The sequence below is a fragment of the Actinokineospora sp. NBRC 105648 genome (assembly GCF_030269645.1).
Taxonomy (GTDB): domain Bacteria; phylum Actinomycetota; class Actinomycetes; order Mycobacteriales; family Pseudonocardiaceae; genus Actinokineospora.
Genome location: NZ_BSTR01000019.1, coordinates 1 through 22103, shown reverse-complemented (window position 1 = coordinate 22103; position 22103 = coordinate 1). Strand labels below are relative to the sequence as shown.

Below are 22103 nucleotides of genomic sequence, written 5' to 3'. Positions count from 1 at the left end.
CATAACCGAAGTCACGACAGGGTGACGCCCGAAAGAATGACCCCCAATAGGCGGGGAGGCAATGAAACAGCGAAGGCCCGATTACGGACAGCTAAAGTCTGTCAAGAATAATTCGTCGTAAAACCCAGAAGGGGCTAATGCAAGCCGGTAAGACGGTGAACAGAATGTTCCACGATGTGGACTCTGTTAAGAACTGGCGGCGCCCGCCGGGTGCCTCACCAGCGCCAACGGGTGCCCACCACGCCCGGGCTGAGGTTCACCCCGACCAGGCAGCTCGCCCGCGACGGCCCGACCGGCAGCGGGTCGGTGGCCTGCTCGGGCTGCTCGAGGTCGTCGCGCCGGAAGCCGTGGCACTCCACCGGCGGCGTCCCCTCGAACTGGACCTGCTGGCTGTACTCGGCGATCGGCTCGGTGAACTGCCGGTAGTAGAACTCGACCGGCGGGCCGGGCCTGCCCGAGATCTCGTACTCGACCACCGCGTGCTCCCCGGTCCGCAGCGGCCGGTCGAGCAGCAGCTCGGCGACGATCAGCCCGGTCCGGTCGTCGGAGAGCACCCGGCCGGTCCGGCAGAACCGGACGTCGATCAGCTCCGGCGGGAACTCCGGGTCGTCGGAGCGGTACTTGGCCAGGAAGCGGGTGACCCGCCCCTGCTCGGCGCGCAGCACCACCCGGGAGCGGACCCCGCGCTCGGCGCGGTCCGCGCGCACCGTGAAGACGTCGTGCGCCGAGATCAGCCCGTAGCGCCCCTCGTCGGGGTCCTCGAAGCGGGTGAGCAGGTCCGCGCCCGCACCGGCGAGGGGGTCGATGGCGTCCGTCCGGTTCATCCAGCGCCCGCGCGGGCGGGGCGGGCCCAGCAGGGTGATCAGCGACGAGCGCGGCAGCCCGAGCAGCACCTCCAGGGCCTCGACCGCGCGCAGCGACTCGGCCCGCTCCGGGCGCCGCCGGTCCCGCCGCCAGTAGCTCAGCGTCGCCACGCTGACGTCGATCCCCCGACCGGCGAGGTGGTAGCGCAACCGGTCCAGGGTCAGACCGCGGACCGTGATCGCCGCGTCGAGCGCCTCCGCGAACGACCCGGTGCGCAAGATCCGCGCCAGGTCGCGGGTGGTGCCCTTGTCGGTCGGCGCGGGCATGGGCGTGCTCCCGTTGCGTATCGGCGGACCGCCGGTGCGCAGCGGTCGCGAGGGATACAACTATCAGCAGCGCGGCCGCGTCTGTCCAGGGTCTAGGCAGTGGATCATCCGACGAGTATTGGTTCGGCCGCCTCGGTCGGGGCCGCGGTGCGGGCCGGTACGACCAGCACGGCCACGCCTGCCAGCGCGATCGAGCCGAGGACGATCACCCCCGTGGTGACGTCCGGGGCCGAGGACGTGCCCTGGAGCAGGCTGCGCAATCCCTCGGTGGCGAACCGGAACGGCGTCCACGACCACAGCACCGCGCGGTAGACCGGGTCCAGCATCTCCGGCACCTGGCCCGCCACCGCGGGTGCCATCAGGTAGAGCGGGCCGAGCAGGGCCATCGCGCGCACGCCGAGCAGCCGCAGGAGGGCGGCCTGCAGGGAACTGAAGGCCACCGCGATCAACAGCAGGTACCCGAGCACCGAGGCGGTCAGCGGCAGGGTCGAGTCCCACAGCGCGAACAGCCCGGCCACCACGGCGACACCGGTCACGCTGACCCCGGCGACCGCGGCCAGGCGGTGGCGGCGGTCGGCCCGGAGCCCGAGGCGGGCGCCGAGCACCACCAGGCCCGCCCCGCCGACGAGGCCCGCGATCCACAGCAGCGCGCTCGCCGCCAGCGGTGCGGTGCGGCCCGCGGTCGAGACCGGGTTGAGCGTGACGGTGTCGACCCGGCCGCCCCCAGCCGCGGCCGCCGCGGTCAGGACTTGTTGCGCCACTTGGGTTCCCTGCGGGTTGATCGCGCCGGACAGCACGACCGTCGCACCCGCGGGGGTGAGTTCGAGGACGCCGTAGACGTCCTTGTCGGCGAGCGCCTGGCGGGCGGCGGCCGGGGTCTCGACGCGCCAGGCGACGGCACCCTCCCCGTGCGCGGCGATCCGGTCGACGACCGGGCGCATCGCGTCGGGGGCGGAGACGGCGAGCGGGACGCCGTCGGGACGGGCGCTGGCCTGCGTGCCGAAGGTCAGCAGGCCGAGGACGGCGGCGACCACCGCGCCGAGGACCGAGAGGGCCAGGACGAGGGCGGCGGGCCGCTGGGGACCGGGCATCGGGGCACTTCCGTTCAGCAGGATTCATCGACTGTTGAATTAAGCTAGACCGCTGCCCCGGCGAAGTCAACAGGTGTTGAATTGCCCTCGCCGGGGGTCGGCGCCCCGGCACCGGCGTTGGTCTACCGTGCCCCGGGTGCGCACCCCGCGAGCCGCCGTCACCGCGATCTCGCTCGTGGCCGTGACCGGGCTGCTGACCGCCGTCGCGCTGCTGGTCACCGGCTCGGACGACGCCGGGACCCCGCCCGCGACCGCGGTGGCGCCCACCAAGACCCGCTCGGCCTCCCCCGGCACGCCCCGCACCCCCGGCTGGCAGGTGGTCGACGACACCGCGGCGGGCCTGCGCTACGAGGTGCCGCCGGGCTGGGCGCTGGCCCCGGAGGAGGAGACGCTGGAGTCCTCCAACGGCGTCGAACTGGGCCACCTCGCCGACTTCGGCACCTACCTGTGCCAGGGCGCGGAGTACGGCCGGGCCTTCAGCGGCAGCGGCACGGCCGAGGGCGAGCCCGCCACCGCGGCCGCCGAACTGGCCGCGGCGATCGCCGCCGACCAGTACAGCGACGGCAGCCAGACCGCGCGGGTAACCCTGTCCCGGCCCACGCCGGTGGTGCGCGACGGGCTGCGCGGCGCGGTGGTCCGGGCCGACGCCGAGGCCACCGCCGACGACGTGGCCGACCGCTGCGCCAGCACCCGGGGCACGGTCACCGTCGTCGCGCTGGCCACCCCGACCGGCACCGCGGTGGTCGTGCTGGGCGCCGACACCGAGCCGCGCGGCACCGACCGGGCGCCGCTGGCCTCCGGCGAGGACCTGCGCACCATGACCGACAGCGTCCGGCCGCTGGGCTGAGACCGGTACTGTCCGGCCGGTGACCTACCCGGGCGGGGAGTACCAGGGTTTCGGCGTGTACCAGCCGCCGCCCAAGCGCGGCGGGGGCCGGGTTGTCGTCATCGCGGTGGTGGCGCTGGTGCTCATCGTCGCCGCCGTGGTCACGATCTTGCTGCTCAACCGGGGCGGCACGCCCGAGGGGCAGCCCACGACCACGACCGGGCTGACAACCACGACTACGACTACGACCACCTCGCGCGCCCCCGCCGGGCGGACGATCGCCAACGACCCGGCCAAGATCCAGTACGAGGTGCCCGACGCCTGGGTCGACGGCACCGACCCGGTCAAGCTCAAGAGCGTCCCCGACGTCAGCATCGACCACCTCGCGGGCCTGACCGAGTACCGCTGCGGCGACAAGGTCTACAGCCGCGGCGTGGTGGGCAGCGGCACCGTGCCGCGCGGCGAGATCAACCAGCGGGCCACCGATCTGGCCAGGGCGTTCGGCACCGAGTTCTACGGCAGCGGCAGCGGCGTCGACGTGGTCGTCGGCACACCCAAGCGGATCAGCCGCGAGACCGGCGGCAAGCGCGCGGTCGGCACCCAGGTGGAGGCCACCGTCACCACCACCGGCGACACCTGCCTGGCGGCCCAGGGCAAGATCATCGTGGTGCTGCTCGACATCGACGGCGAGCTGCGCCTGCTGCTGGTCAACGGCGACATGGCCGGCGGCCCGGACACCCCGCCGCCGCCCGACCAGGACGACCTGGCCGCGATCGCGGCCAGCGCCCGGCCCGCGGGCTGAGACCGACCGGGAACGTCGGCGCGCCGTGCCACCATGGCCGGGTGACCGAACGAACCCCGCCCCCGCCGTCCACGCTCGTGCTCTGGGACATCGACCTGACCCTCGTCGACTACAGCGGCCTGGGCAAGCTGTGGTACGACCAGGTGGCGCTCGCGGTGCTCGGTGTCGAGCTGGCGCACGTGCCCGCCTTCCCGGGGCGCACCGAGCGGTCGATCGCGGTCGAGGTGCTCGAGGCGCACGGGGTCGAGTGGACCGAGGACCACGTCGAGCGGATGTTCGCCGAGCTGGTCGCGATCGCCGCCGCCGCCCGCCCGGAGCTGCCCGAGCTGGGCCGCGCGCTGCCGGGGGCCGCGGCGATCCTGCGGGCGCTCGACGAGCGGGCCGACGTGGTGCAGTCCCTGGTCACCGGGAACCTGCCGCAGCTGGCCGACTACAAGCTGGCGCCGTTCGGCCTCGAGCACTACCTCGACCTCTCGGTCGGCGGCTACGGCTCGCTCTCCACCGACCGGCACGAGCTGGTGTCGGCCGCCATCCGCGCGGCCGAGGCGAAGTACGGCGCGCGGTTCGCCCCGGGTTCGGTCGTGGTCATCGGCGACACCCCGCACGACGTCACCGCGGCCCTGCACCACGGCGCGGTCGCCGTCGGCGTGGCGACCGGGCGGCACAGCGCCGCCGAGCTGGCCGACTCCGGCGCGCACCTGGTCCTCACCGACCTGTCCGACACCGCCGCCGTACTGGCCGCGCTGCTCGGATGCACGGGTTCCGACGTGCGCGGCGGAGGGGACCAACTACCGTCTCGCGCATGAGCAACCCAGGAGGTCCGTACTGGCAGGAGCCCTCGCCGCAGTACCAAGTGGACCCGCTGACCGGGCAACCGGTCGCCTACCAGCCGCCGGGACAGCAGCAGCCGCCCCCGGGCGGGTACCAGGGCTTCGGCATGTACGGCCCGCCCCAGCCGCCGCCGCGCAACCGGACGCCGCTGATCGTCGCGCTGGTCGCACTCGTGGTCGTCGCGATCGGCGTGACCGCGACGGTCCTCCTGGTCAACCGCGACGACTCGACCCCGATCGCAGGCCCGAGCAGCACCGAGGAAGCGCCGACCACGACGACCAGCACCCGCACGACCGCGCGCAGGCCGACCACGTCGAGTCGACCGCCGTCCACCTCCAGCACCCCGACCGACGTCGAGGACATCACGGTGCCGCCGGTGACGGCAGGCTGGCAGGGCGTGCTGTCGTACAAGGAGCAGGTCGCCTACGACGTCCCGAAGGACTGGGAGATCGAGACGCCCGGGACGATCGTCGGCTTCGAGGACAACGCCGGTAAGCCGTCGGCGGTGATGCACGGGGTGACCACGTACAAGCCAGAGGCCTGCCCCAACTCACGCGGCTCCTACCGAGGACACGCCGGCTTCGTCACGGCCGGGGGCGCGACGCCGGAGCAGGCCGCGGCAAACGGGGTGAAGATCTTCGCCGACGCCGCAGCGCTGAACAAGGACGGGTCGAAGGCACCGGTGGCCCTCAGCCCCGCCGCACCGACAAAGGTCGCGGGCGGGAAACTCGCGGCCGTCATCGCTACCGCGACCATGACCGTCACCGAGCCCGGAGACTGCGGATCACCCACCATCCTGTTCACCGCGGTGGCCTTCAAGAACGGGTCCAGCACGGCTCTGTTCATGATGTACATGGATCAAGGGGTCTCGGACGCACTGCCCGCCGAGATCTCGGACAAGGTGATCGCCAGCGTCCGGCCCTACACCGGCTGACCACTGCGGACACGACTCGGGGCCGTTCGAACCTTCCGAACGGCCCCGATTTCCAAGCGCAGCAGGATTCCCCACCTCGCTGGCACGCAAATGAATCCCGTCCCCCAGCTAACCGCAGCGGTGAGGCCGACCCCGCTGGAACGAAGGTCCCGTTACGGATGCTCGATCTAGTGGACTCGCTTCGTGTGGGGGGAGAGCGCCGCTAAACTTGCCGTGGGTGGGGATGCCCTTACCTGCCCTTTTCTCTCCACCGCGGTGCTCTAGGGGCCCCGCACGAAGCGAGTTCACTAGATCGAGCCCCCATCTTTTCCTCGGGCAACCCAAGCGATGAGCAGCCCGTGGCCCCAGGGCGGCACACCTCATGACCTGCCCAAGTAAAGCGGAGGCTCGATTGGCTGGACTGCCTTCGCGCGGGGCCCCTAGAGCACCGCGGTGGTGAAAAAAGGGCGGGTGAAGGGCATCCCCACCACACGGCAAGTTTAGCGGTACTCCTCCCCCACACGAAGGCAGTCCACCCAATCGAGCACAAACGTAACGGGTCTTGCGTACCAGCGGGATCGGCATTTAAGGATTGAGAGAGGAGAGGAAGGGAGAAGGGAGAAATAAGGGGAGGGTAAGGAAAGGGAAAAAGGAAGGCCACCTCCTTCTTCGGAGGGAGCCTTCCTTTTCCTTCTATGGCTTTGGGGAATTCCCTGGCTAGCTTGTCAGTGCGCGCAAGTGCTCGACGACCTCGTCGACCTTGACCTCTTCGCGCTCACCAGTCCTGCGGTCCTTGACCTCGACCACTCCATTGGCCAGGCCCCGGCCGACCACCACGATCGTCGGGACGCCGACGAGCTCTGCGTCCTTGAACTTCACGCCCGGCGAAGCCGTGCGGTCGTCGAGGATGATGTCGAGCCCGGCCGCGGAGAGGTCTTCGGCCAGCTTCTCGCCCGCTGCCCGGAGGGTGTCCTCCTTGCCCGCGATCACCACGTGCACGTCAGCCGGGGCGACCTGGCGGGGCCAGATCAGGCCGAGCTCGTCGTGGCTCTGCTCGGCGATCACCGCGACCAGTCGCGAGACGCCGACGCCGTAGGAGCCCATGGTGATGCGGATCGGCTTGGAGTCCGGGCCCAGGGCGTCCAGGGCGAAGGCGTCGGCGTACTTGCGGCCGAGTTGGAAGATGTGGCCGATCTCGATGCCGCGGGCGGCCACCAGGGTGCCCTTGCCGTCCGGCGCGGGGTCGCCCTCGCGGACCTCGGCGGCCTCGATGGTGCCGTCGGGGGTGAAGTCGCGGCCCGCGACCAGGTCGACCACGTGGTGGTCGCGCTCGTCGGCGCCGGTCACCCACGACGTGCCGGTGACCACGCGGGGGTCGACCAGGTAGCGGACGCCGTTGTCGAGCAGCGCGCGCGGGCCGATGTAGCCCTTGACCAGGAACGGGTTCTTGGCGAAGTCGGCTTCCTCGAGGATGGCGACCTCCGCGGGTTCGAGGGACGCCTCGAGGCGCTTGAGGTCGACCTCGCGGTCGCCGGGGAGGCCGATGGCGAGCAGCTCCCACTCCTTGGCGGCGGGCTGGCGGGTCTTGAGCAGCACGTTCTTGAGCGTGTCGGCGGCGGTGAACTCGCGGCCCAGGTCGAGCTTGTTGAGCAGCGTCACGAGCGAGTCGATGGTCGGGGTGTCGGGCGTGTGGTGCTTCCGCGCCTCGGGCAGGCCGTCCAGGGGACGGGCGGGGGGCGCGGGGGTGACCACGGCCTCGACGTTGGCCGCGTAGTCCGAGCCGGTGCTGCGCACGAAGGTGTCCTCGCCGGTCACGGCCTCGGCGAGGAACTCCTCGGAGGCCGAGCCGCCCATCGCGCCGGAGGTGGCGGCGACGATCACGTAGTCCAGGCCCAGCCGGTCGAAGATCCGGATGTAGGTGTCGCGGTGGGCTTGGTAGCTGGCCGAGAGGCCCTCGTCGGTGAGGTCGAACGAGTACGAGTCCTTCATCAGGAACTCGCGGCCGCGCAGGATGCCCGCGCGGGGGCGCGCCTCGTCGCGGTACTTGGTCTGGATCTGGTAGAGCGTGACCGGGTAGTCCTTGTACGAGTTGTACTCACCCTTGACGGTGAGCGCGAAGAGCTCCTCGTGGGTGGGGCCGAGCAGGTAGTCGGCGCCCTTGCGGTCCTTGAGGCGGAACAGGTTCGGGCCGTACTCGGTCCAGCGGTTGGTCGCCTCGTAGGGCTCGCGGGGCAGCAGCGCGGGGAACTGGATCTCCTGCGCGCCCATCGCGTCCATCTCCTCGCGGACGACGCGCTCGACCTTGCGCAGCACCCGCAGCCCCAGCGGCAGCCAGGAGTAGCCGCCCGGGGCTACGCGGCGGACGTACCCGGCGCGCACCAGCAGCTTGTGGCTGGGCACCTCGGCGTCCGCCGGGTCCTCGCGCAGGGTGCGCAGGAACAGCGACGACATCCTGGTGATCACGGCAATGGCTCCTCGGGTCTGCACGAGTGGTGCCCGGTAGAGGGTAGTGACCTGCCGCTGGCCAGCGCATTCGGGTTATGGCGCGCCGCGCTCGACCACCCTGGCCTCGGTGACGACGGCGGTGACGAGGTCGGCGGGGGTGACGTCGAAGGCGTAGTTCAGCGCCGCCGTCCCGGGTGGGGCGGTGCGGGTGCCGTTGAACGAGGTGATCTCGTCCGCGGCGCGCAACTCGATCGGGATCGCGTCCCCCGATGGGGTGGAAAGGTCCACGGTGGACTCCGGGGCGGCCACCAGGAACGGTATGCCGTGCCGGGCGGCGGCCAGGGCGAGCGGGTAGGTGCCGACCTTGTTGACCACGTCGCCGTTGGCCGCGATCCGGTCCGCGCCGACCACCACCACGTCGACCAGGCCGTTCGCGATCACCGACGGTCCGGCGGAGTCGACGACCAGGGTGTGCGGCACGCCCATCCCGGCCAGTTCCCAGGCGGTGATCCGGGCGCCCTGCAGCAGCGGGCGGGTCTCGTCGGCGTAGACGTGGGCCAGCGCGCCGCGTTCGTTCAGCGCGCGCAGTACCCCGAGCGCGGTCCCCCATTCGACACAAGCGAGGGCGCCCGCGTTGCAGTGCGTGTGCGCGGTGATCGGCTTGCCGATGCGCGCTTGCAGCCAGTCGGCGCCGCGGTGGGCCAGGGCCCGGTTGAGCCGGATGTCATCCTCCAAGACCGTGACGGCCTCGGCGACGACGGCTTCCGTGCCGTCGGCCAGCTTGGCCAGCACGCGGTCGACACCCCAGGCGAGGTTGACCGCGGTGGGCCGGGCCGCGCGCACCCTGGCCGCCTGCTCGCGGGTGTCGCCTGTGGACAGTGCGGCGAGGGCCACGCCCAGCGCGCCCGCCACACCGAGCGCGGGGGCGCCGCGCACGGCCAGGGTCTTGATCGCGTGCACCAGGTCGTCGACCGTGTGCAGCGCGCGGTGGACGAGGTCGTGGGGCAGCCGGGTCTGGTCGACGATGACGACGTGGTCGCCCCGCCAGTCGATTGTGCGCACCGGTCCATGGTGGCCCGGATCGCCCCGGGCCGGGGGTGTCCGGGGATGTACCGGCCCGGGGTCGTCCGCGCCCAGGATCGTCAGCGGCCCGGGAATGTCGGAGCCGGGGATCACCCGGACGGCGGTTGTCGGTGGTCTGGTCTAGCTTGCGCGCCATGACACTTGGCATTGGCGGCGTGACCATCGACTGCGCCGACCCGCGCACCCTCGCGGAGTTCTGGACCGCGGCCCTGGGCTACGCGGTCGTCACCGACTTCGAGGGCGAGTTCCTCTTCCTGGCCCCGCCCGACAAGCCCCAGGGCGCGGCGCCGTACATCGGCCTGCAACGGGTCGCGGAGCCGCGGCAGGGCAAGAACCGGGCGCACCTGGACTTCAACACCGAGGACCGGCCCGCCGAGGTCGCCCGGTTGGTGGAGCTGGGCGCCTCGGTGCTCGGCGAGCACGTCGTGCCGGGTCTCACCTGGACTGTCCTCGCCGACCCCGAGGGCAACGAGTTCTGCGTCGGGTCGCCCAACGGCTGAGGTGGCAACGGCTGAGGTGGCTCAGGCGCCGATCACCCGGCTGTGCTGGGCCCACTTGTCGGTCACCCGGAAGCCTGCGCGCTCGTACACGCCCAGCGCGCCGGTCTCGTTGTCGGCGTCGACGCTGAGCCCCGCCGTGGCGTAGCCCTCGGCGCGGGCGGCGTGCATCACGTGCGAGAGCAGCGCGCCCGCCAGGCCCCGGCCGCGGTGGGCCGCGCGGGTGCCGACATCGGCGATCCACAGCTCGCGGTGCCCGCGCGCGACGGCGTCGGCGGCGTAGTGCTGCGACAGCACGAACGAGGCGAGCTCACCGGTGGCCAGGTCGCGCAGGTGGGCGCTGTGCTCGGCGACGAACGGCTCGCTGCCGACGTAGTGCGCGCGCCAGAACTCCGCGTCCACCGGGCCCGAGCCCCAGTGCTCGGCGAAGGTGTCGTTGCGCAGGTCGCGCCAGAGGTCGTCGAAGTCCGGGGTGTAGTGCTCCAAGAGATAGCCCTCGGGCACGGCGGCCTGGGCGGGCAGCACGGCGAGGTCGGCGCGCATGTCGAAGAACCACCGGATCGGGGTGTAGCCCTCGCTGGTCGCCAGGGCGGCGTGGCCCGCGTTGTTCTCGTGCACCGGGACCAGCAGCTGCACCGGCGACCCGGGCGCCCGGGTCGCGTGCAGGTCCAGCGCCAGCGCGGCGAGCCGGGTGAGCAGCTCGCGGCCAAGACCCCGGCGGCGGTGGGTCGGGGCCACGCCGCCGAGCAGGCGCAGCAGGTCGAGGTCGGTGATGGCGCGGCGCGCGTAGATCACGCCGTAAGCCGCCAGGTCGGCGCCGTCGAAGACGCCGAGGGTCTGCGCGGGGCGGTCCATCGGCCCGACCAGGTCGACGTAGTCGGCCGGGCCGAAGTGCTCGTTGGCCTGGTCGACCGCCTCGGCGGCGGCCTTGAGCCGCACCCAGGCGTCGGCGTCGGCCAGGTCCAGGGGGCGCCAGGTGAGGGTCATGCCCGCAGAAGGTAGGTCACCCGCGGCGGCGGGTTCGACCGGTTTTCTCTACGCTGCGCTGGTGCTCGTGCTGCTTCCGCCGTCGGAGACCAAGAGCGAGGGCGGCGGCGGCGCCCCGCTCGACCTCGCCGCCCTGTCCTTCCCGGAGCTGAACCCGGTGCGCGAGCGCGTCACCGGGGCCTTGGTCGAGTTGGCCGGCGACCTGGCCGCCAGCCTGACCGCGTTGGACCTGTCCGACCGGCAGGTCGACGAGGTCGAGCGCAACGCCGAGCTGTTCACCGCCCCGACCCGGCCCGCGATCGAGCGCTACACGGGGGTGCTCTACGACGCCCTCGACGTCCGCGGCTTCACCAGGGCCCAGCGCAGGCGGGCCGACCAACGGCTGGCCGTGGCCTCGGCGCTGTTCGGCGTGGTCCGCGCGGGCGACCCGATCCCGGCCTACCGGCTCTCCGGCGACTCGGTGCTGCCCGCGCTCGGCGGCCTGCGCGGGGTGTGGCGGGGCGCGCTGGAGAAGACTCTGTCCACTGTGGACGACTTGGTGGTCGACCTGCGCTCGGGCGCCTACGCGAACCTGGCCGCGGTACCCGACGCGGTCACCGTGCGGGTGGTCACCGAGGACGGTGGCGGTCGGCGCAAGACGGTGAGCCACTTCAACAAGGCGTACAAGGGAAGGCTCGCCGCCGCGCTGGCCACCGCCCCGCGCGAGCCCGGTTCCGTGCGCACGCTGGTGTCGGTCGCCCGGACCAACGGGATGCGGCTGGAGCCCACCGGCAAGCGCTCGTTGGACCTGGTCGTCGAGCCCTGATTAATTCGCTTGCCCGCGGTCGCGGCCGTGGTGCAAGCTCTGCGCGAGTACCGGTGGAAGAGCCGGTGGACCCGAGGGAGGTGCCGTGGTGGTGACGACTGTCGCTGTGGACGTGGCACCGACCCGTCCGCCCGCCCCACTCGGCTGACGTTCGCGGTGGGGCACCCTTCCACACGAGGAGACCCACCCAGTGCGCGAGCACGATCTTTCCCGTTTCACCGAACTCTCCGACGACCAGCCCAGCGCCGGTCGGATGCGCCGTCGTTCCTTTGACGACGACCCGCAGCCGCAGCGCTCCGGCAGGCTCACCGAGGCCGAGCGGATGCGGCTGGCCCGCGTCCGCGACGACGCCTACACCGCCGCGCAGGAACTGCCCGACGGTGCCGAGCGCTGGTCCACCTGGGGCGACTGCGAGCAGGGCCCGCACCCCCGACCCGACTGGCTGGTGACCGACCTGGCCGCCGCCGACTACGAGCTGGGCGTGCTCAAGACCGGCAAGGAAGCCGACGTGTTCGTCCTGGAGCGCGCCGTTCCCGGTGGCGACAGCTGCCTGCTCGCCGCCAAGCGCTACCGCAGCGGTGAGCACCGGTTGTTCCACCGCGACGCGGGCTACCTCGAGGGCAGGCGGATGCGCCGGTCCCGGGAGATGCGGGCCATGCAGAACCGCACGTCCTTCGGCCGCAACCTGATCGCCGAGCAGTGGGCGGTCGCCGAGTTCGCGGCGCTGTCGCGGCTGTGGTCGGTGGGCGCCCCGGTGCCCTACCCGGTCCAGCGCGACGGCACGGAGCTGCTGCTGGAGTTCCTCTGCGACGGCGACCGCCAGGGCGCGCCCCGGCTCGCCCAGGCCCGTCCGGGGCCCGAGGAGCTGCGTGAGCTGTGGGAGCAGCTGGTCGCGGCCCTGGAGCTGTTCGCCGGTCAGGGCCTCACCCACGGCGACCTGTCCGCCTACAACATCCTGCTGCACGAGGGGCACCTGGTGCTGATCGACCTGCCCCAGGTGGTCGACCTGATCGCCAACCCGGGCGGCCGGGAGTTCCTGGCACGGGATGTGGCGAACATCTCCGGGTGGTTCCGCTCGCGCGGGCTGCCCGCGGACTTGGCCGACCCGGACGCGCTCACCGCGCACCTGGTCGACGTCGCGGGCATGGACTGAGAAGCCGGTTCCTGGTGGGGCGAAAACCTCGCCCCACCAGGGCCGGAACGTGATCCTCGTCCCGCGATGCGAGGTCTTGACCGATCGTCGGGTAGGGTTAGGGGGCATCGTGAGCGGCGCCTGCGTCCGCTCCCCGCCCGGCGTCGGCCCTATGGCTCCGGATAGGCCTGCGGTGCCAAACACACCCGACGGCGTACTACACGCGCCGGGCTCGTCCGTGCGAAAGCCTGCCGACCTCCTGTGAAGAGGGCGGAGCCTCCCGAGACGTGCCAACGTCCGGAGAGGACCCCGTGCAGAACTCTGCCCTGCCCACGAACGATCTTGACATCACCGCGATCGCCGGTGATGTCGCCGTGGTTTCCGATGTCTCCACCCTCGATGTCCCCACCCTCGGCGGCACCGCCGTCACCGAGGTGGCCGCCGACGACGCCACCGGCGACGACGACCGCAAGCCCCGGCACCGCCAGAGCGGCAAGGGCCGCTACGACAACGACGGCACCGGCGTCAGCTTCGCCGACCTGGGCCTGCCCAAGCCGCTGCTGCGCGCGCTGTCCGAGGCGGGCATCGACGAGCCGTTCCCGATCCAGTCCGCCACGCTGCCCGACGCGCTCGCCGGCCGCGACGTGCTCGGCCGCGCGCAGACCGGGTCCGGCAAGACGCTGGCCTTCGGCCTGGCGCTGCTCGCCCGCCTCGACGGCGGCGAGGCCCGCCCGCTGCGCCCCCGCGCGCTGATCCTGGTGCCCACCCGCGAGCTGGCCCTGCAGGTGAGCGACGCGCTCACCCCGCTGGCCCGGTCACTGGGCCTGTGGTGCCGCACCGCCGTCGGCGGCATGTCCTTCCCCCGCCAGGCCGAGGCGCTCAAGCGCGGTGTCGACCTGCTGATCGCCACCCCGGGTCGGCTCTCCGACCACGTCCGGCAGGGCACCTGCATCCTCAGCGAGGTGCGCTTCAGCGCCATCGACGAGGCCGACCAGATGGCCGACATGGGCTTCCTGCCGCAGGTGCGCGAGATCCTCGACCTGACCGACCGCGAGGGCCAGGTGCTGCTGTTCTCGGCCACCCTGGACGGCGACGTCGACCAGCTGGTCAAGCGCTACCTGCACGACCCGGTCACGCACTCGGTGGACATCGCCACCGCCAGCGTGTCGACCATGGCCCACCACATGCTGCTGGTGTCCAAGCAGGACAAGGCCGACGTCATCACCGAGATGGCCGCCCGCGACGGCCGCACGATCATGTTCGTGCGAACCAAGCACCACGTCGACCGCCTGGCCGACAAGCTGCGCTCGGTCGGGGTGCGCGCCGGAGCACTGCACGGCGGCAAGACCCAGGGCGCCCGCAACCGGGTGCTCAGCCAGTTCCGCGAGGGCGACATGCCCGTGCTGGTCGCCACCGACGTCGCCGCCCGCGGCATCCACGTCGACGGTGTCAGCCTGGTCGTGCACGTCGACCCGCCCGCCGACCCCAAGGACTACCTGCACCGCGCGGGCCGCACGGCGCGCGCCGGTGAGGCGGGCACCGTGGTCACCGTGGTCACCCACGACCAGCGGCGCACCGTGGTCCGGCTCACCGACAAGGCGGGCGTCAAGCCCGAGCACACCAAGGTGCGCCCCGGCGACGCCGACCTGATCCGGATCACCGGTGCCCGCGTGCCCAGTGGTGAGCCGTTCATCGAGAAGGCCCCGCCGGTCCGCCCGTCCCGCGGCGCCGGTGGCCACACCGCCCGCCGCGGCGGTGGTGGCGAGTTCCGCCGCCGCACCGAGGGCAGGCCCGCCCGCGACGGCGGCCACCCGCGCCGCAGCCGCGAGGACGCGCCGCGTGGGCGCGACCTGCAGGGTCGTGACTTCCAGAACCGCGAGGGCGGTCGCACCGGCGAGAGCCGGGAGTCCACCCGCACGTTCGAGCGGCCCGCCCGCTCCTACAACGGCGACCAGCCCGCGCGCCCGGCCCGGTCCTACGACCGCGACCGCCCGGTGCGCGACCAGCCCGCCCGCTCGTACGACCGCGACGCCGCACCACGTGCCGAGCGCTCGTTCGACGGCGGCAACCGCGCAGGCCGCCCGACGACCGGTGGCGCCAACCGCGCCGCCCGCCGTGCGGACGCCCCCCGCGGCTGGCGCGACGGCGACCGCAGGCAGAACAACGGCTGATCCTCGGCCCTAGGAAGCGAAAGGCCACTCCCGCCTGGCGGGAGTGGCCTTTTCCGTTCAGCGGAGCAGACCCAGCCCGGTGAGGCTCGCGCGGACGCCGTCGAGGTAGATCTCCCGCCACTGGTCCGGGGTCTCGAGGAACCAGCCGGGCAGCGGATCGCGGGCCTGATGGGTCAGTTCGATGCTGACCAGCCCGTGCATGGCCGCCCAGGCCTGGTAAGCGGGTCGCTCGGGGTTGGGCGTGAGCTCGCCGATCGGGCGGAGCAGGTAGCCGAAGGTGGACTCCAGGGCGGCCGCCCGACTGGCGACGGCGGGCTCGAAGTCCGGCAGCGGCCGCTCGAACAGGAAGCCGTACAGGTGCGGCTCGGCCAGCGCGAAGTCCCGGTAGCCCAACGCGACCGCCACGACCGCGTCGATCGGCGTGGCCGCCCGGGGCAGCCCGTCCAGCCGGGCGTGCAGGAGCTCGAACCCGTGCAGGTACAACGCGTCCAGCACGCCTGCCCGGCTCCCGAATCCGGTGTAGACGCCCATCGTGGACTCCCCCGCCGCCTCGGCGACCCGGCGGACGGTCAGCTCGGCGGGCCCCCGGTCGCGCAACACGCGCGCCGCGGCCTCGATGAACTGGATCCGGCGCTCGTCGCCCATGCCCTCCCCGATCAGCGGCTCCCCCAGCGGTTACCGAAGTCTTACCCCATCCCCGCCCCCTTGCCCCCGGACAGCCCGATAACAGACGCTATAACAGTCGTTATCGCAGCTAGGAGGCTACCCATGACCCCACTGATCCGCCTCGGCGGCTGGGCTGGACCGCTGTGCGCCCTGGTCCTGCTCCTCAACGCGGGCAGGCGCGCGGGCATCCTCCCCGACACCCACCTCGGCCACGCGGTGGCACCGTTGGGCCAGGTGTTCGGCCTACTCCTGATCCTCGGCCTCTACGCCCGCCACGCCGACCACCCACCCAGACTGCTGGTCCCGGCCTTCGTCGCCGGCTTGACCGGTCTGACCGCGGTCCTGGGCGTGGAATACATCCTGAATCTCGTTTACCCGGAGCTACCGACGGCCCAGGTGGCGGTTCTCCAAGCGGGCTTCACCGGTGCGGCGCTGAAGGTGTCGTCGATCCTGTTCCTGGTGGGAATCTTGGCCTTCGGGACGCTCATGCTCAGCGCGGGCAGACTCCCCCGGCTCCCAGTTGTCCTCTACGTGGTCGGCTTCACTTGCGTGGCCCTACGGGTGATCCTCCCGACCTGGGTGCTGCCGCTAGCGGTCGCCATCGGCGCGGTGGCGGTCTTGTGGCTAGGCGTGGAACTTCTCCGCAAGGGTGCTACGCCCTCTGCCGTGCAGCGGTCCCTCAAGTCCAAGGTGGACTGAGCCGGGACAAAGCCGCCAGCGGCGATCTTGGGCGCCACCAAGCACTCGGCTTCACTGATATCGGCCCAGGCGACCCGCCGAGCACCGGGTGGTGGCCTCGATGACCAGCGCCGCCACCATCCCCCCGACGTGGTGCCCGGAGACGGCGTTCGGCGGAATGGTCACCGTGAATGGCATGCTCGTGGTGCTGCGCTCCGGACTCCGCACTCCCGATCCAGCTGAGGCGCTACAGCCGGAGCAACCGAGGAGTTCCCGCCGCGATCCAAGCGACCCGCGCGGGCACCAACCTCGACTGGAGAGCTCGCGGGCTCCCGGTCAGCGAGGTGTCCTCCGCGCGGGCGGGCTCGAACCACGAGCGGCATCCTGATCAACCAGGTGGCGGTGGTGGTCGGGACCAGTTCCCAACCACCATCGGCTCCGCCGTCAGCGCCGCCCTGGGCTTGGTAGGTCCCATTGCGGCGTGGATGCCGGCCATCGATGCCCAACCGGTGACCACGTCACTGCGAACGAACGGATCAGTGGATGAACAGCGATCTCGGGGCGTTCCTCGGCCAGACGGTGATCGTCCCAAACTCAGCGGCCGTCGACGTGGTACTCCCGAGGCTGGCCGACAGTCTGCAAACTGTTCTGCAGCAACACAAACAGGTCGCCGAGCACGGCAAACGAGCCGAGAGCACGACACCACACGCCGCGCTCATCTGCCTGGCCTGCCGCCGCTGCGATGTCCCTACGCGATGCTCCGCAACGGCACCCACCACCGCCACCCCGAACAAGCTCAGATCACCGGTAGGCCGCAGTGCGCAGGTCGGGTGAAACGCTCACAGCAACGTCAGCTGTTCCTGGGATACCCGGGCCTCCGGTATCCCTGCCGGCAGGCTGCCCGCGGGCCAGCGCGGCTCGGAACCACCCGCGGCCAACCCATGGCGCCGGACCAGCGGCGCGATCCGTGAGGCCAGCGCCCGTCGGTAGTTCACGTCGGCCGTGGTCGACCGGCCGTAGATCCGCCGGTACAACGGCACCAGCGTCGGGTGTTCGCGGGCAAGCCACTGGGCGAACCACTCACGCGCGCCGGGCCGCAGGTGCAGTGGCAGCACCGTGACCCCGGTTGCCCCGGCGGCGGCGACCTCGCCGAGCAACTGATCGAGTTGCTCCACCGAGTCGGAGATCCCGGGTAAGACGGGTGCGATGAACACTCCACATGGGAGTCCGGCGTCAGTGATCCGTCGGACCAGTTCCAACCGCGCTTGCGGGCTGGGCGTTCCCGGTTCGAGGCTTTGCTGCACCGCTCGATCCAGCAACGCGATCGACACGCCCAACCCCACCGGGACATCCGCCGCGGCCGACACGAGGTCTGGGAGGTCGCGGGACAGGATCGTGCCCTTGGTCAGGATCGAGAACGGCGTGCCCGAGGACGCCAGCGCGCGGATGATCCCCGGCATCAGCCGGTAGCGCCCCTCCGCGCGCTGGTACGGGTCGGTGTTCGTGCCCATGGCAACGTGCTCGCGGTTCCACCGCGGTGCCGCCAGCTGCCGGGAGAGGACCTGCGCCGCGTTGACCTTGACCACGATCTGGGTGTCGAAGTCGTGGCCTGCGTCGAGGTCGAGGTAGGTGTGCGAGTTGCGGGCGAAGCAGTTGTGGCTCACCACGCCGTTGGCGATGAAGTCGCCGGTGCCGGTGGTGATGTCGAACAGGGGCAGGTCCAGGCCGAGCGGCTCGACCGCGACCACACCGAGGCGGGCGCCGGACTTGATGGCGGCGCCGTCGATGGCGCGCTTGTCGGTGGCGGCCGGGTCGACGGTGTGGAACAGGCGCAGGTGTTCGGGCAGGCCGCCGTCGACGCGGACGCAGACCTTGCCGTCGGGGGCGCGGCGGGCCTCGACGGCGTGCTGGAAACCGAAGGCCGTCAACGCCTCCACGACCGCGGCCAGCGCGCGCGGGCCGAGGCCGGGCAGGCGCAGGATGCGGTGGGAGAAGGTGCCGTCGGCGTCGAAGACGCCCGCCAGCAGGCCCTTGCGCCACTCGTCGGTGGGGGTGCGGGGCCACTCGACGGGGAGGGCGAGCGGCAGGTCGCCGGTGACGTACTCGGCGACCCTGGCCGACGCGCGCGAGCCGGGGGCGCCGCCACCGTCGCCGCGGGCCACACCGCACAGGTAGCCGCGGCGGTAGTCGGCGGTGTCCTTGGGCGGGGCGGCGAAGCGGCCGGTGCCCATCAGCTTGTTGCCCGCGGTCAGGTGCGGGCGGCGGTCCGGGCCGGAGACCTCACCGGTGACGTGCTTCCAGCCGCGCTCGGTGAGGAAGCGGTGGTCGCCGCTGGCGATCAGCTGGGTGCCGTCGGCGACGGTGACCCGGTGGGCGGGTTTGACCGTGGACCAGTGGTCGAGCACCTCGGTGGGGACGTAGTGCCGGTAGTTGCCGCGCCGCTCGGTGCCGTACACCCGGTCGCCGACCTTGAGCTCGGCCAGCGGTTTGGTGGTGCCGTCGGCCATCAGGACCGGGGTGTCGCCGTGCAGGCAGTAGCTGCACGCGTGCGTGCAGCCGCGGTAGGGGTTCACCGTCCAGCCGAACGGCATGGGTGACCCACCGGGCACCCGGTTGAGCACCGACTTGGCCACGACCTCGTGGAAGACCACCCCGGCGAACTCCGGCGTCCGCACACTGCGCACCAGGCCGGGCAAGCCAGGCAGTGCCTGCTCGCCCGCCTGGTCGTTCCGCACCCGCTGGCTGTCCCATCGCACGGGGATAGTCGAACACATGTTCGATGGTGGCGCAACCGGTTCCACTCGACCGAGCGATGTGGGCGTCTCTTAGGCTGCGCGGGGTATCGGCTTGGGCGAGACGGAGCACCCGGTGGACCAACTCTTAGCCGCGCTGCGGGCGACGGCGTTCACGGCGTTCGGCGCGCCGACCTCGCGCATGGAGGTCGTCGGGTTCGTCACCGGGGCGCTGTGCGTGTGGCTGGTCGCCCGGCAGAACGCCTGGAACTGGCTGATCGGCGTCCTCAACAACATGGCGTTCTTCGCCCTCTTCATCACCGCGGGCATCTACGCCGACGCGTGGCTGCAGGTCGTCTACCTGGCGCTGGCCCTCTACGGCTGGTGGGCTTGGCTGCGCGGCGGCGAACACCACGGCAGGCTCGCCGTCACCCGCACGACACGGGCGCAGTGGTGGACCCTCTTGGCGGTCGGGATCGGCGCGACCGCCGCGCTCACCGCGGTCTTAGCCCACGTCACCGACTCCAGCGTCCCCCTGCCCGACGCGGCCACCACTGTCCTGTCGCTGCTCGCCACCTGGGGCCAGGCGCGCAAGAAGGTGGAGAGCTGGTGGCTCTGGATCGCCGCCGACGTGGTCTACGTGCCGCTCTACGCGTACAAGGACCTCTGGCTCACCGCGATCCTCTACGTCGTCTTCCTCGTGCTGTGCGTGATCGGCCTGCGGAGCTGGCTCGCCGACGTCGAGCGACCGGTCCCGGTGCCCGCGTGAGGTTCCGACACGCCTTGGTGCTGGGCAAGTTCTACCCGCCGCACGCGGGCCACCACCACCTGATCCGCACAGCCGCAGCGGCGTCCGAGCGCACCACCGTCGCGGTTCTCGGCTCCTCCGTGGAGTCCTTGACCATCACCGACCGGGTCGCCTGGATGCACGATGAGCATCGGGACGACCCCGGCGTCGCCATCTTGGGCGACCTCGACGATCACCCGATGGACTACCACGACGACGCTGTGTGGGAACTGCACATGGGCGTCGCACGGTCGGTCCTAGCCCGCCGCGCGATCCAAGACGGCGATCCACGCGCAGCGGTCGTCGACGCTGTCTTCGCCAGTGAGGACTACGGAGCTGAGCTAGCCGCTCGCCTCGGTGCCAAACACGTCGCGGTAGACCCAGACCGCGAGCGGTTTCCTGTCTCTGGCACGGCAGTAAGGACGGACCCTTACGCGAATTGGCACTACCTCGCACGCGCCACCAGACGGGGCCTTGCCGCCCGAATCGTAGTGGTGGGAGCGGAATCCACCGGTACGACCACCCTGTCGGAGGCACTCGCGCGCCACTACGGAGCCTCTTGGGTCCCGGAGTACGGCAGGCTGCACACCGAGGCGAAACTGACCGCCGCGCACGCGCTGGCGGAGGCTACCGGTCACCCCCCACCCCGCCCGGAAGGTCTGGTGTGGACAGTCGGTGACTTTGTCGACGTCGCCGTCCGGCAGGCCGAGCTGGAGGACGCGGCAGCAGGCGAGACCCCGGTGGTGGTGTGCGACAACGACCCGTGGGCGGCCACCGTCTGGTGTGAGCGCTACCTGGGGCGGGAGGGCTCGGACGTGCCCGTCCCCCGCTCCCCCGCGCTCTACCTGCTCACCGACCACGTCGGCGTGGACTTCCACCAGGACGGCTGGCGCGACGGCGAACACCTGCGACCATGGATGACCGCCCGGTTCGCGCGGGGGCTGCGCGAACGCGGCGTGCCCTGGGTCCTGCTGGCCGGCAACCACGAACACCGTCTACGCCGCGCCGTCCGCGCGGTCGACGATGTGCTGCGCGCGCACTTCCACTACGCGGATCCACTGTGACCAGACAGCCTTGACAAGATGGGCCGGTGCAAGACTGGGAAACGCAGCCGATCCCCCGGATAACCGAGGAGACGCGCAAGCCCGTCGAACCTACCGGTCACGGGCATGGCCACGGGCACAGTCCGGCCACGCCCGCCTCCCCGCGCGTGCGCAAGCTGCTCACCGCCCTCTTGGCGCCATTCGCACTGGCGGCAGTCGTGGGCATGGTCTTGCTCTACCCGACAGGTGACGCCCCGACCGGGCTGAGCGCCGGCCAGCAGGCGGTTCGCGGCACGATCACGATGGCCCAGGTAGGCCCCTGCGGTACCGGCGACGCGGCCAAGGACCAGTGCCTGACCGTCGCCGTGCAGATGACCGACGGCGCCGCCTCCGGCAGCGACGTACGCACCGCCGTACCGATCGAGCCGAGCACACCGCGCTTCGCCGTCGGGGACGACGTAGTACTCGCCTACAACGGCGGCGACCCGCTCAGTGGCGGCTCCTACCAACTGGTGGACTTCCAACGCGGCGTCCCCTTGGCGGTACTGGCCGCGCTGTTCGCCGTGGCCGTACTGGTCCTGGGCCGCTGGCAGGGCCTCAAGGCAATCGTCGCGCTCGGCCTGAGCTTCGCCGTACTGCTCCTGTTCGTGCTCCCCGCGATCCTCGCCGGGGAGAACCCGCTGCTGGTAGCCGTCGCGGGCGCCGGCGTGATCATGTTCGTGGTGCTCTACCTGACCCACGGCCTCTCCGCGCGCACGTCCACGGCCGTGCTGGGCACCATGGTCAGCCTGACCCTCATCGGCCTGCTCAGTGCCCTGTTCAGCGCCGTCGCCAACCTGACCGGCCTGGACGACGAGACAGCCACATTGCTCGGCTCGCTCGGCCACGGCCTGGACACCCGAGGCCTCCTGCTGGCCGGGATCGTGATCGGCGCACTGGGCGTCCTCGACGACGTCACCGTGACCCAGACCAGCGCGGTCTGGGAACTACGCGCGGCCAACCCGGCACTGGGTTGGCGGGAGCTCTACGCAGCGGGCCTGCGCATCGGCCGCGACCACGTCTCCTCAGCGGTGAACACACTGGTCATGGCGTACGCGGGCGCGGCACTGCCGGTGTTGCTCTACTCGTCGCTGTCCGATGTCGGCTTGGGAACGATCTTGCAGTCGCAGACCATCGCGCAGGAGATCGTGCGGACGTTGGTGGGCAGCATCGGGCTGGTCGCGGCTGTACCGGTGACTACCGCAGTGGCAGCATTGGTGGCCGTCCGAGAGCCCACGGCAAGGCCTTAAATCCGTCGTTTCTCAATCTCTAAGTCTTGAAATCTTGAAGTCTCTAAATGTCGAGCCCGCTGGTACGCAAGACCCGTTACGTTTGTGCTCGATTGGGTGGACTGCCTTCGTGTGGGGGGAGAGCACCGCTAAACTTGCCGTGTGGTGGGGATGCCCTTCACCCGCCCTTTTTTCACCACCGCGGTGCTCTAGGGG

Annotated in this window: 20 protein-coding genes; 13 read left to right on the top strand and 7 right to left on the bottom strand. The window is 71.6% G+C overall.

What is annotated here, in order from left to right; translation table 11 throughout:
* Positions 1-215: 215 nt before the first annotated feature.
* Positions 216-1130: an XRE family transcriptional regulator gene (locus QSK30_RS18190; protein ID WP_285504265.1), complete on the bottom strand. Its 915-nt coding sequence runs from the start codon at positions 1128-1130 to the stop codon at positions 216-218.
* A 104-nt stretch (positions 1131-1234) separates the two neighbouring features.
* Positions 1235-2221, bottom strand: a complete 987-nt coding sequence (locus QSK30_RS18185) for a YhgE/Pip domain-containing protein (protein ID WP_285504264.1) — start codon at positions 2219-2221, stop codon at positions 1235-1237.
* Between the two features lie 136 nt (positions 2222-2357).
* Between QSK30_RS18185 and QSK30_RS18180 the strand changes: the two genes are divergently transcribed.
* From QSK30_RS18180 to QSK30_RS18165, 4 genes are read left to right on the top strand one after another with little or no spacing between them, the layout of a single operon-like run.
* On the top strand, positions 2358-3068 hold the full coding sequence (locus tag QSK30_RS18180; RefSeq protein WP_285504262.1) for a DUF8017 domain-containing protein: 711 nt from the start codon (positions 2358-2360) through the stop codon (positions 3066-3068).
* 19 nt (positions 3069-3087) lie between these two features.
* Positions 3088-3849, top strand: coding sequence for a DUF8017 domain-containing protein (locus QSK30_RS18175; protein ID WP_285504261.1), 762 nt, complete (start codon positions 3088-3090; stop codon positions 3847-3849).
* A gap of 41 nt (positions 3850-3890) precedes the next feature.
* Positions 3891-4655: an HAD family hydrolase gene (locus QSK30_RS18170; protein WP_285504260.1), complete on the top strand. Its 765-nt coding sequence runs from the start codon at positions 3891-3893 to the stop codon at positions 4653-4655.
* Positions 4652-5614 (top strand): DUF8017 domain-containing protein, encoded by a 963-nt coding sequence (locus QSK30_RS18165; RefSeq protein WP_285504259.1) that lies wholly within the window; start codon positions 4652-4654, stop codon positions 5612-5614. The genes QSK30_RS18170 and QSK30_RS18165 overlap by 4 nt, the downstream gene beginning before the upstream one ends.
* A gap of 696 nt (positions 5615-6310) precedes the next feature.
* On the opposite strand, the gene QSK30_RS18160 is transcribed toward QSK30_RS18165, so the two are convergent.
* Together QSK30_RS18160 and mtnA are read right to left on the bottom strand one after the other, a co-directional pair.
* Positions 6311-8056, bottom strand: coding sequence for a proline--tRNA ligase (locus QSK30_RS18160; protein ID WP_285504258.1), 1746 nt, complete (start codon positions 8054-8056; stop codon positions 6311-6313).
* Positions 8057-8131: 75 nt separating this feature from the next.
* Positions 8132-9100: an S-methyl-5-thioribose-1-phosphate isomerase gene (gene mtnA, locus QSK30_RS18155; RefSeq protein ID WP_285504256.1), complete on the bottom strand. Its 969-nt coding sequence runs from the start codon at positions 9098-9100 to the stop codon at positions 8132-8134.
* A 155-nt stretch (positions 9101-9255) separates the two neighbouring features.
* On the opposite strand from mtnA, the gene QSK30_RS18150 reads away from it, so the two are divergent.
* Positions 9256-9621, top strand: a complete 366-nt coding sequence (locus QSK30_RS18150) for a VOC family protein (RefSeq protein ID WP_285504253.1) — start codon at positions 9256-9258, stop codon at positions 9619-9621.
* A 21-nt stretch (positions 9622-9642) separates the two neighbouring features.
* Here the strand turns inward: QSK30_RS18150 and QSK30_RS18145 are convergent, their stop codons facing one another.
* Complete coding sequence (locus tag QSK30_RS18145; protein WP_285504251.1) at positions 9643-10605, bottom strand: GNAT family N-acetyltransferase; 963 nt, start codon at positions 10603-10605, stop codon at positions 9643-9645.
* Positions 10606-10666: 61 nt separating this feature from the next.
* Between QSK30_RS18145 and yaaA the strand changes: the two genes are divergently transcribed.
* From yaaA to QSK30_RS18130, 3 genes are all read left to right on the top strand, one after another.
* Positions 10667-11410 (top strand): peroxide stress protein YaaA, encoded by a 744-nt coding sequence (gene yaaA, locus QSK30_RS18140; RefSeq protein ID WP_285504249.1) that lies wholly within the window; start codon positions 10667-10669, stop codon positions 11408-11410.
* A 190-nt stretch (positions 11411-11600) separates the two neighbouring features.
* The gene (locus QSK30_RS18135) at positions 11601-12563 is read left to right on the top strand and encodes a serine protein kinase RIO (RefSeq protein WP_285504247.1); all 963 of its coding nucleotides are present in this window, start codon (positions 11601-11603) and stop codon (positions 12561-12563) included.
* A 413-nt stretch (positions 12564-12976) separates the two neighbouring features.
* Positions 12977-14713: a DEAD/DEAH box helicase gene (locus tag QSK30_RS18130; protein WP_502871850.1), complete on the top strand. Its 1737-nt coding sequence runs from the start codon at positions 12977-12979 to the stop codon at positions 14711-14713.
* Between the two features lie 57 nt (positions 14714-14770).
* Here QSK30_RS18130 and QSK30_RS18125 read toward each other — a convergent pair whose 3' ends face one another.
* Complete coding sequence (locus QSK30_RS18125) at positions 14771-15358, bottom strand: TetR/AcrR family transcriptional regulator (protein WP_285504245.1); 588 nt, start codon at positions 15356-15358, stop codon at positions 14771-14773.
* Between the two features lie 123 nt (positions 15359-15481).
* On the opposite strand from QSK30_RS18125, the gene QSK30_RS18120 reads away from it, so the two are divergent.
* Both QSK30_RS18120 and QSK30_RS18115 read left to right on the top strand, forming a co-directional pair.
* Positions 15482-16078: a hypothetical protein gene (locus QSK30_RS18120; protein WP_285504243.1), complete on the top strand. Its 597-nt coding sequence runs from the start codon at positions 15482-15484 to the stop codon at positions 16076-16078.
* Between the two features lie 522 nt (positions 16079-16600).
* Entirely contained in the window at positions 16601-16891 is a 291-nt protein-coding gene (locus tag QSK30_RS18115) for a hypothetical protein (protein WP_285504433.1), read from the top strand.
* A gap of 5 nt (positions 16892-16896) precedes the next feature.
* On the opposite strand, the gene QSK30_RS18110 is transcribed toward QSK30_RS18115, so the two are convergent.
* The gene (locus QSK30_RS18110) at positions 16897-18813 is read right to left on the bottom strand and encodes an intein-containing Rv2578c family radical SAM protein (protein WP_285504241.1); all 1917 of its coding nucleotides are present in this window, start codon (positions 18811-18813) and stop codon (positions 16897-16899) included.
* A gap of 112 nt (positions 18814-18925) precedes the next feature.
* On the opposite strand from QSK30_RS18110, the gene pnuC reads away from it, so the two are divergent.
* From pnuC to QSK30_RS18095, 3 genes are read left to right on the top strand one after another with little or no spacing between them, the layout of a single operon-like run.
* A complete protein-coding gene (gene pnuC / locus QSK30_RS18105) occupies positions 18926-19558 on the top strand; it encodes a nicotinamide riboside transporter PnuC (protein ID WP_285504239.1) in 633 nt (210 codons plus the stop codon).
* Positions 19555-20640 carry an AAA family ATPase gene (locus QSK30_RS18100; protein WP_285504237.1) on the top strand — a complete coding sequence of 362 codons (1086 nt, stop codon included), beginning with the start codon at positions 19555-19557 and terminating at the stop codon, positions 20638-20640. Before pnuC ends, QSK30_RS18100 begins: the two co-directional genes overlap by 4 nt.
* A gap of 50 nt (positions 20641-20690) precedes the next feature.
* The gene (locus tag QSK30_RS18095) at positions 20691-21908 is read left to right on the top strand and encodes a YibE/F family protein (RefSeq protein ID WP_285504410.1); all 1218 of its coding nucleotides are present in this window, start codon (positions 20691-20693) and stop codon (positions 21906-21908) included.
* Positions 21909-22103 lie beyond the last annotated feature (195 nt).

Bases quoted from the DNA above. Each gene is read 5' to 3' on its own strand.
- QSK30_RS18125 (WP_285504245.1), bottom strand. From the start codon at position 15,358: ATGGGCGACGAGCGCCGGATCCAGTTCATCGAGGCCGCGGCGCGCGTG.
- QSK30_RS18120 (WP_285504243.1), top strand. From the start codon at position 15,482: ATGACCCCACTGATCCGCCTCGGCGGCTGGGCTGGACCGCTGTGCGCC.
- QSK30_RS18115 (WP_285504433.1), top strand. From the start codon at position 16,601: ATGAACAGCGATCTCGGGGCGTTCCTCGGCCAGACGGTGATCGTCCCA.
- QSK30_RS18165 (WP_285504259.1), top strand. From the start codon at position 4,652: ATGAGCAACCCAGGAGGTCCGTACTGGCAGGAGCCCTCGCCGCAGTAC.
- QSK30_RS18145 (WP_285504251.1), bottom strand. From the start codon at position 10,605: ATGACCCTCACCTGGCGCCCCCTGGACCTGGCCGACGCCGACGCCTGG.
- QSK30_RS18150 (WP_285504253.1), top strand. From the start codon at position 9,256: ATGACACTTGGCATTGGCGGCGTGACCATCGACTGCGCCGACCCGCGC.
- QSK30_RS18185 (WP_285504264.1), bottom strand. From the start codon at position 2,221: ATGCCCGGTCCCCAGCGGCCCGCCGCCCTCGTCCTGGCCCTCTCGGTC.
- QSK30_RS18190 (WP_285504265.1), bottom strand. From the start codon at position 1,130: ATGCCCGCGCCGACCGACAAGGGCACCACCCGCGACCTGGCGCGGATC.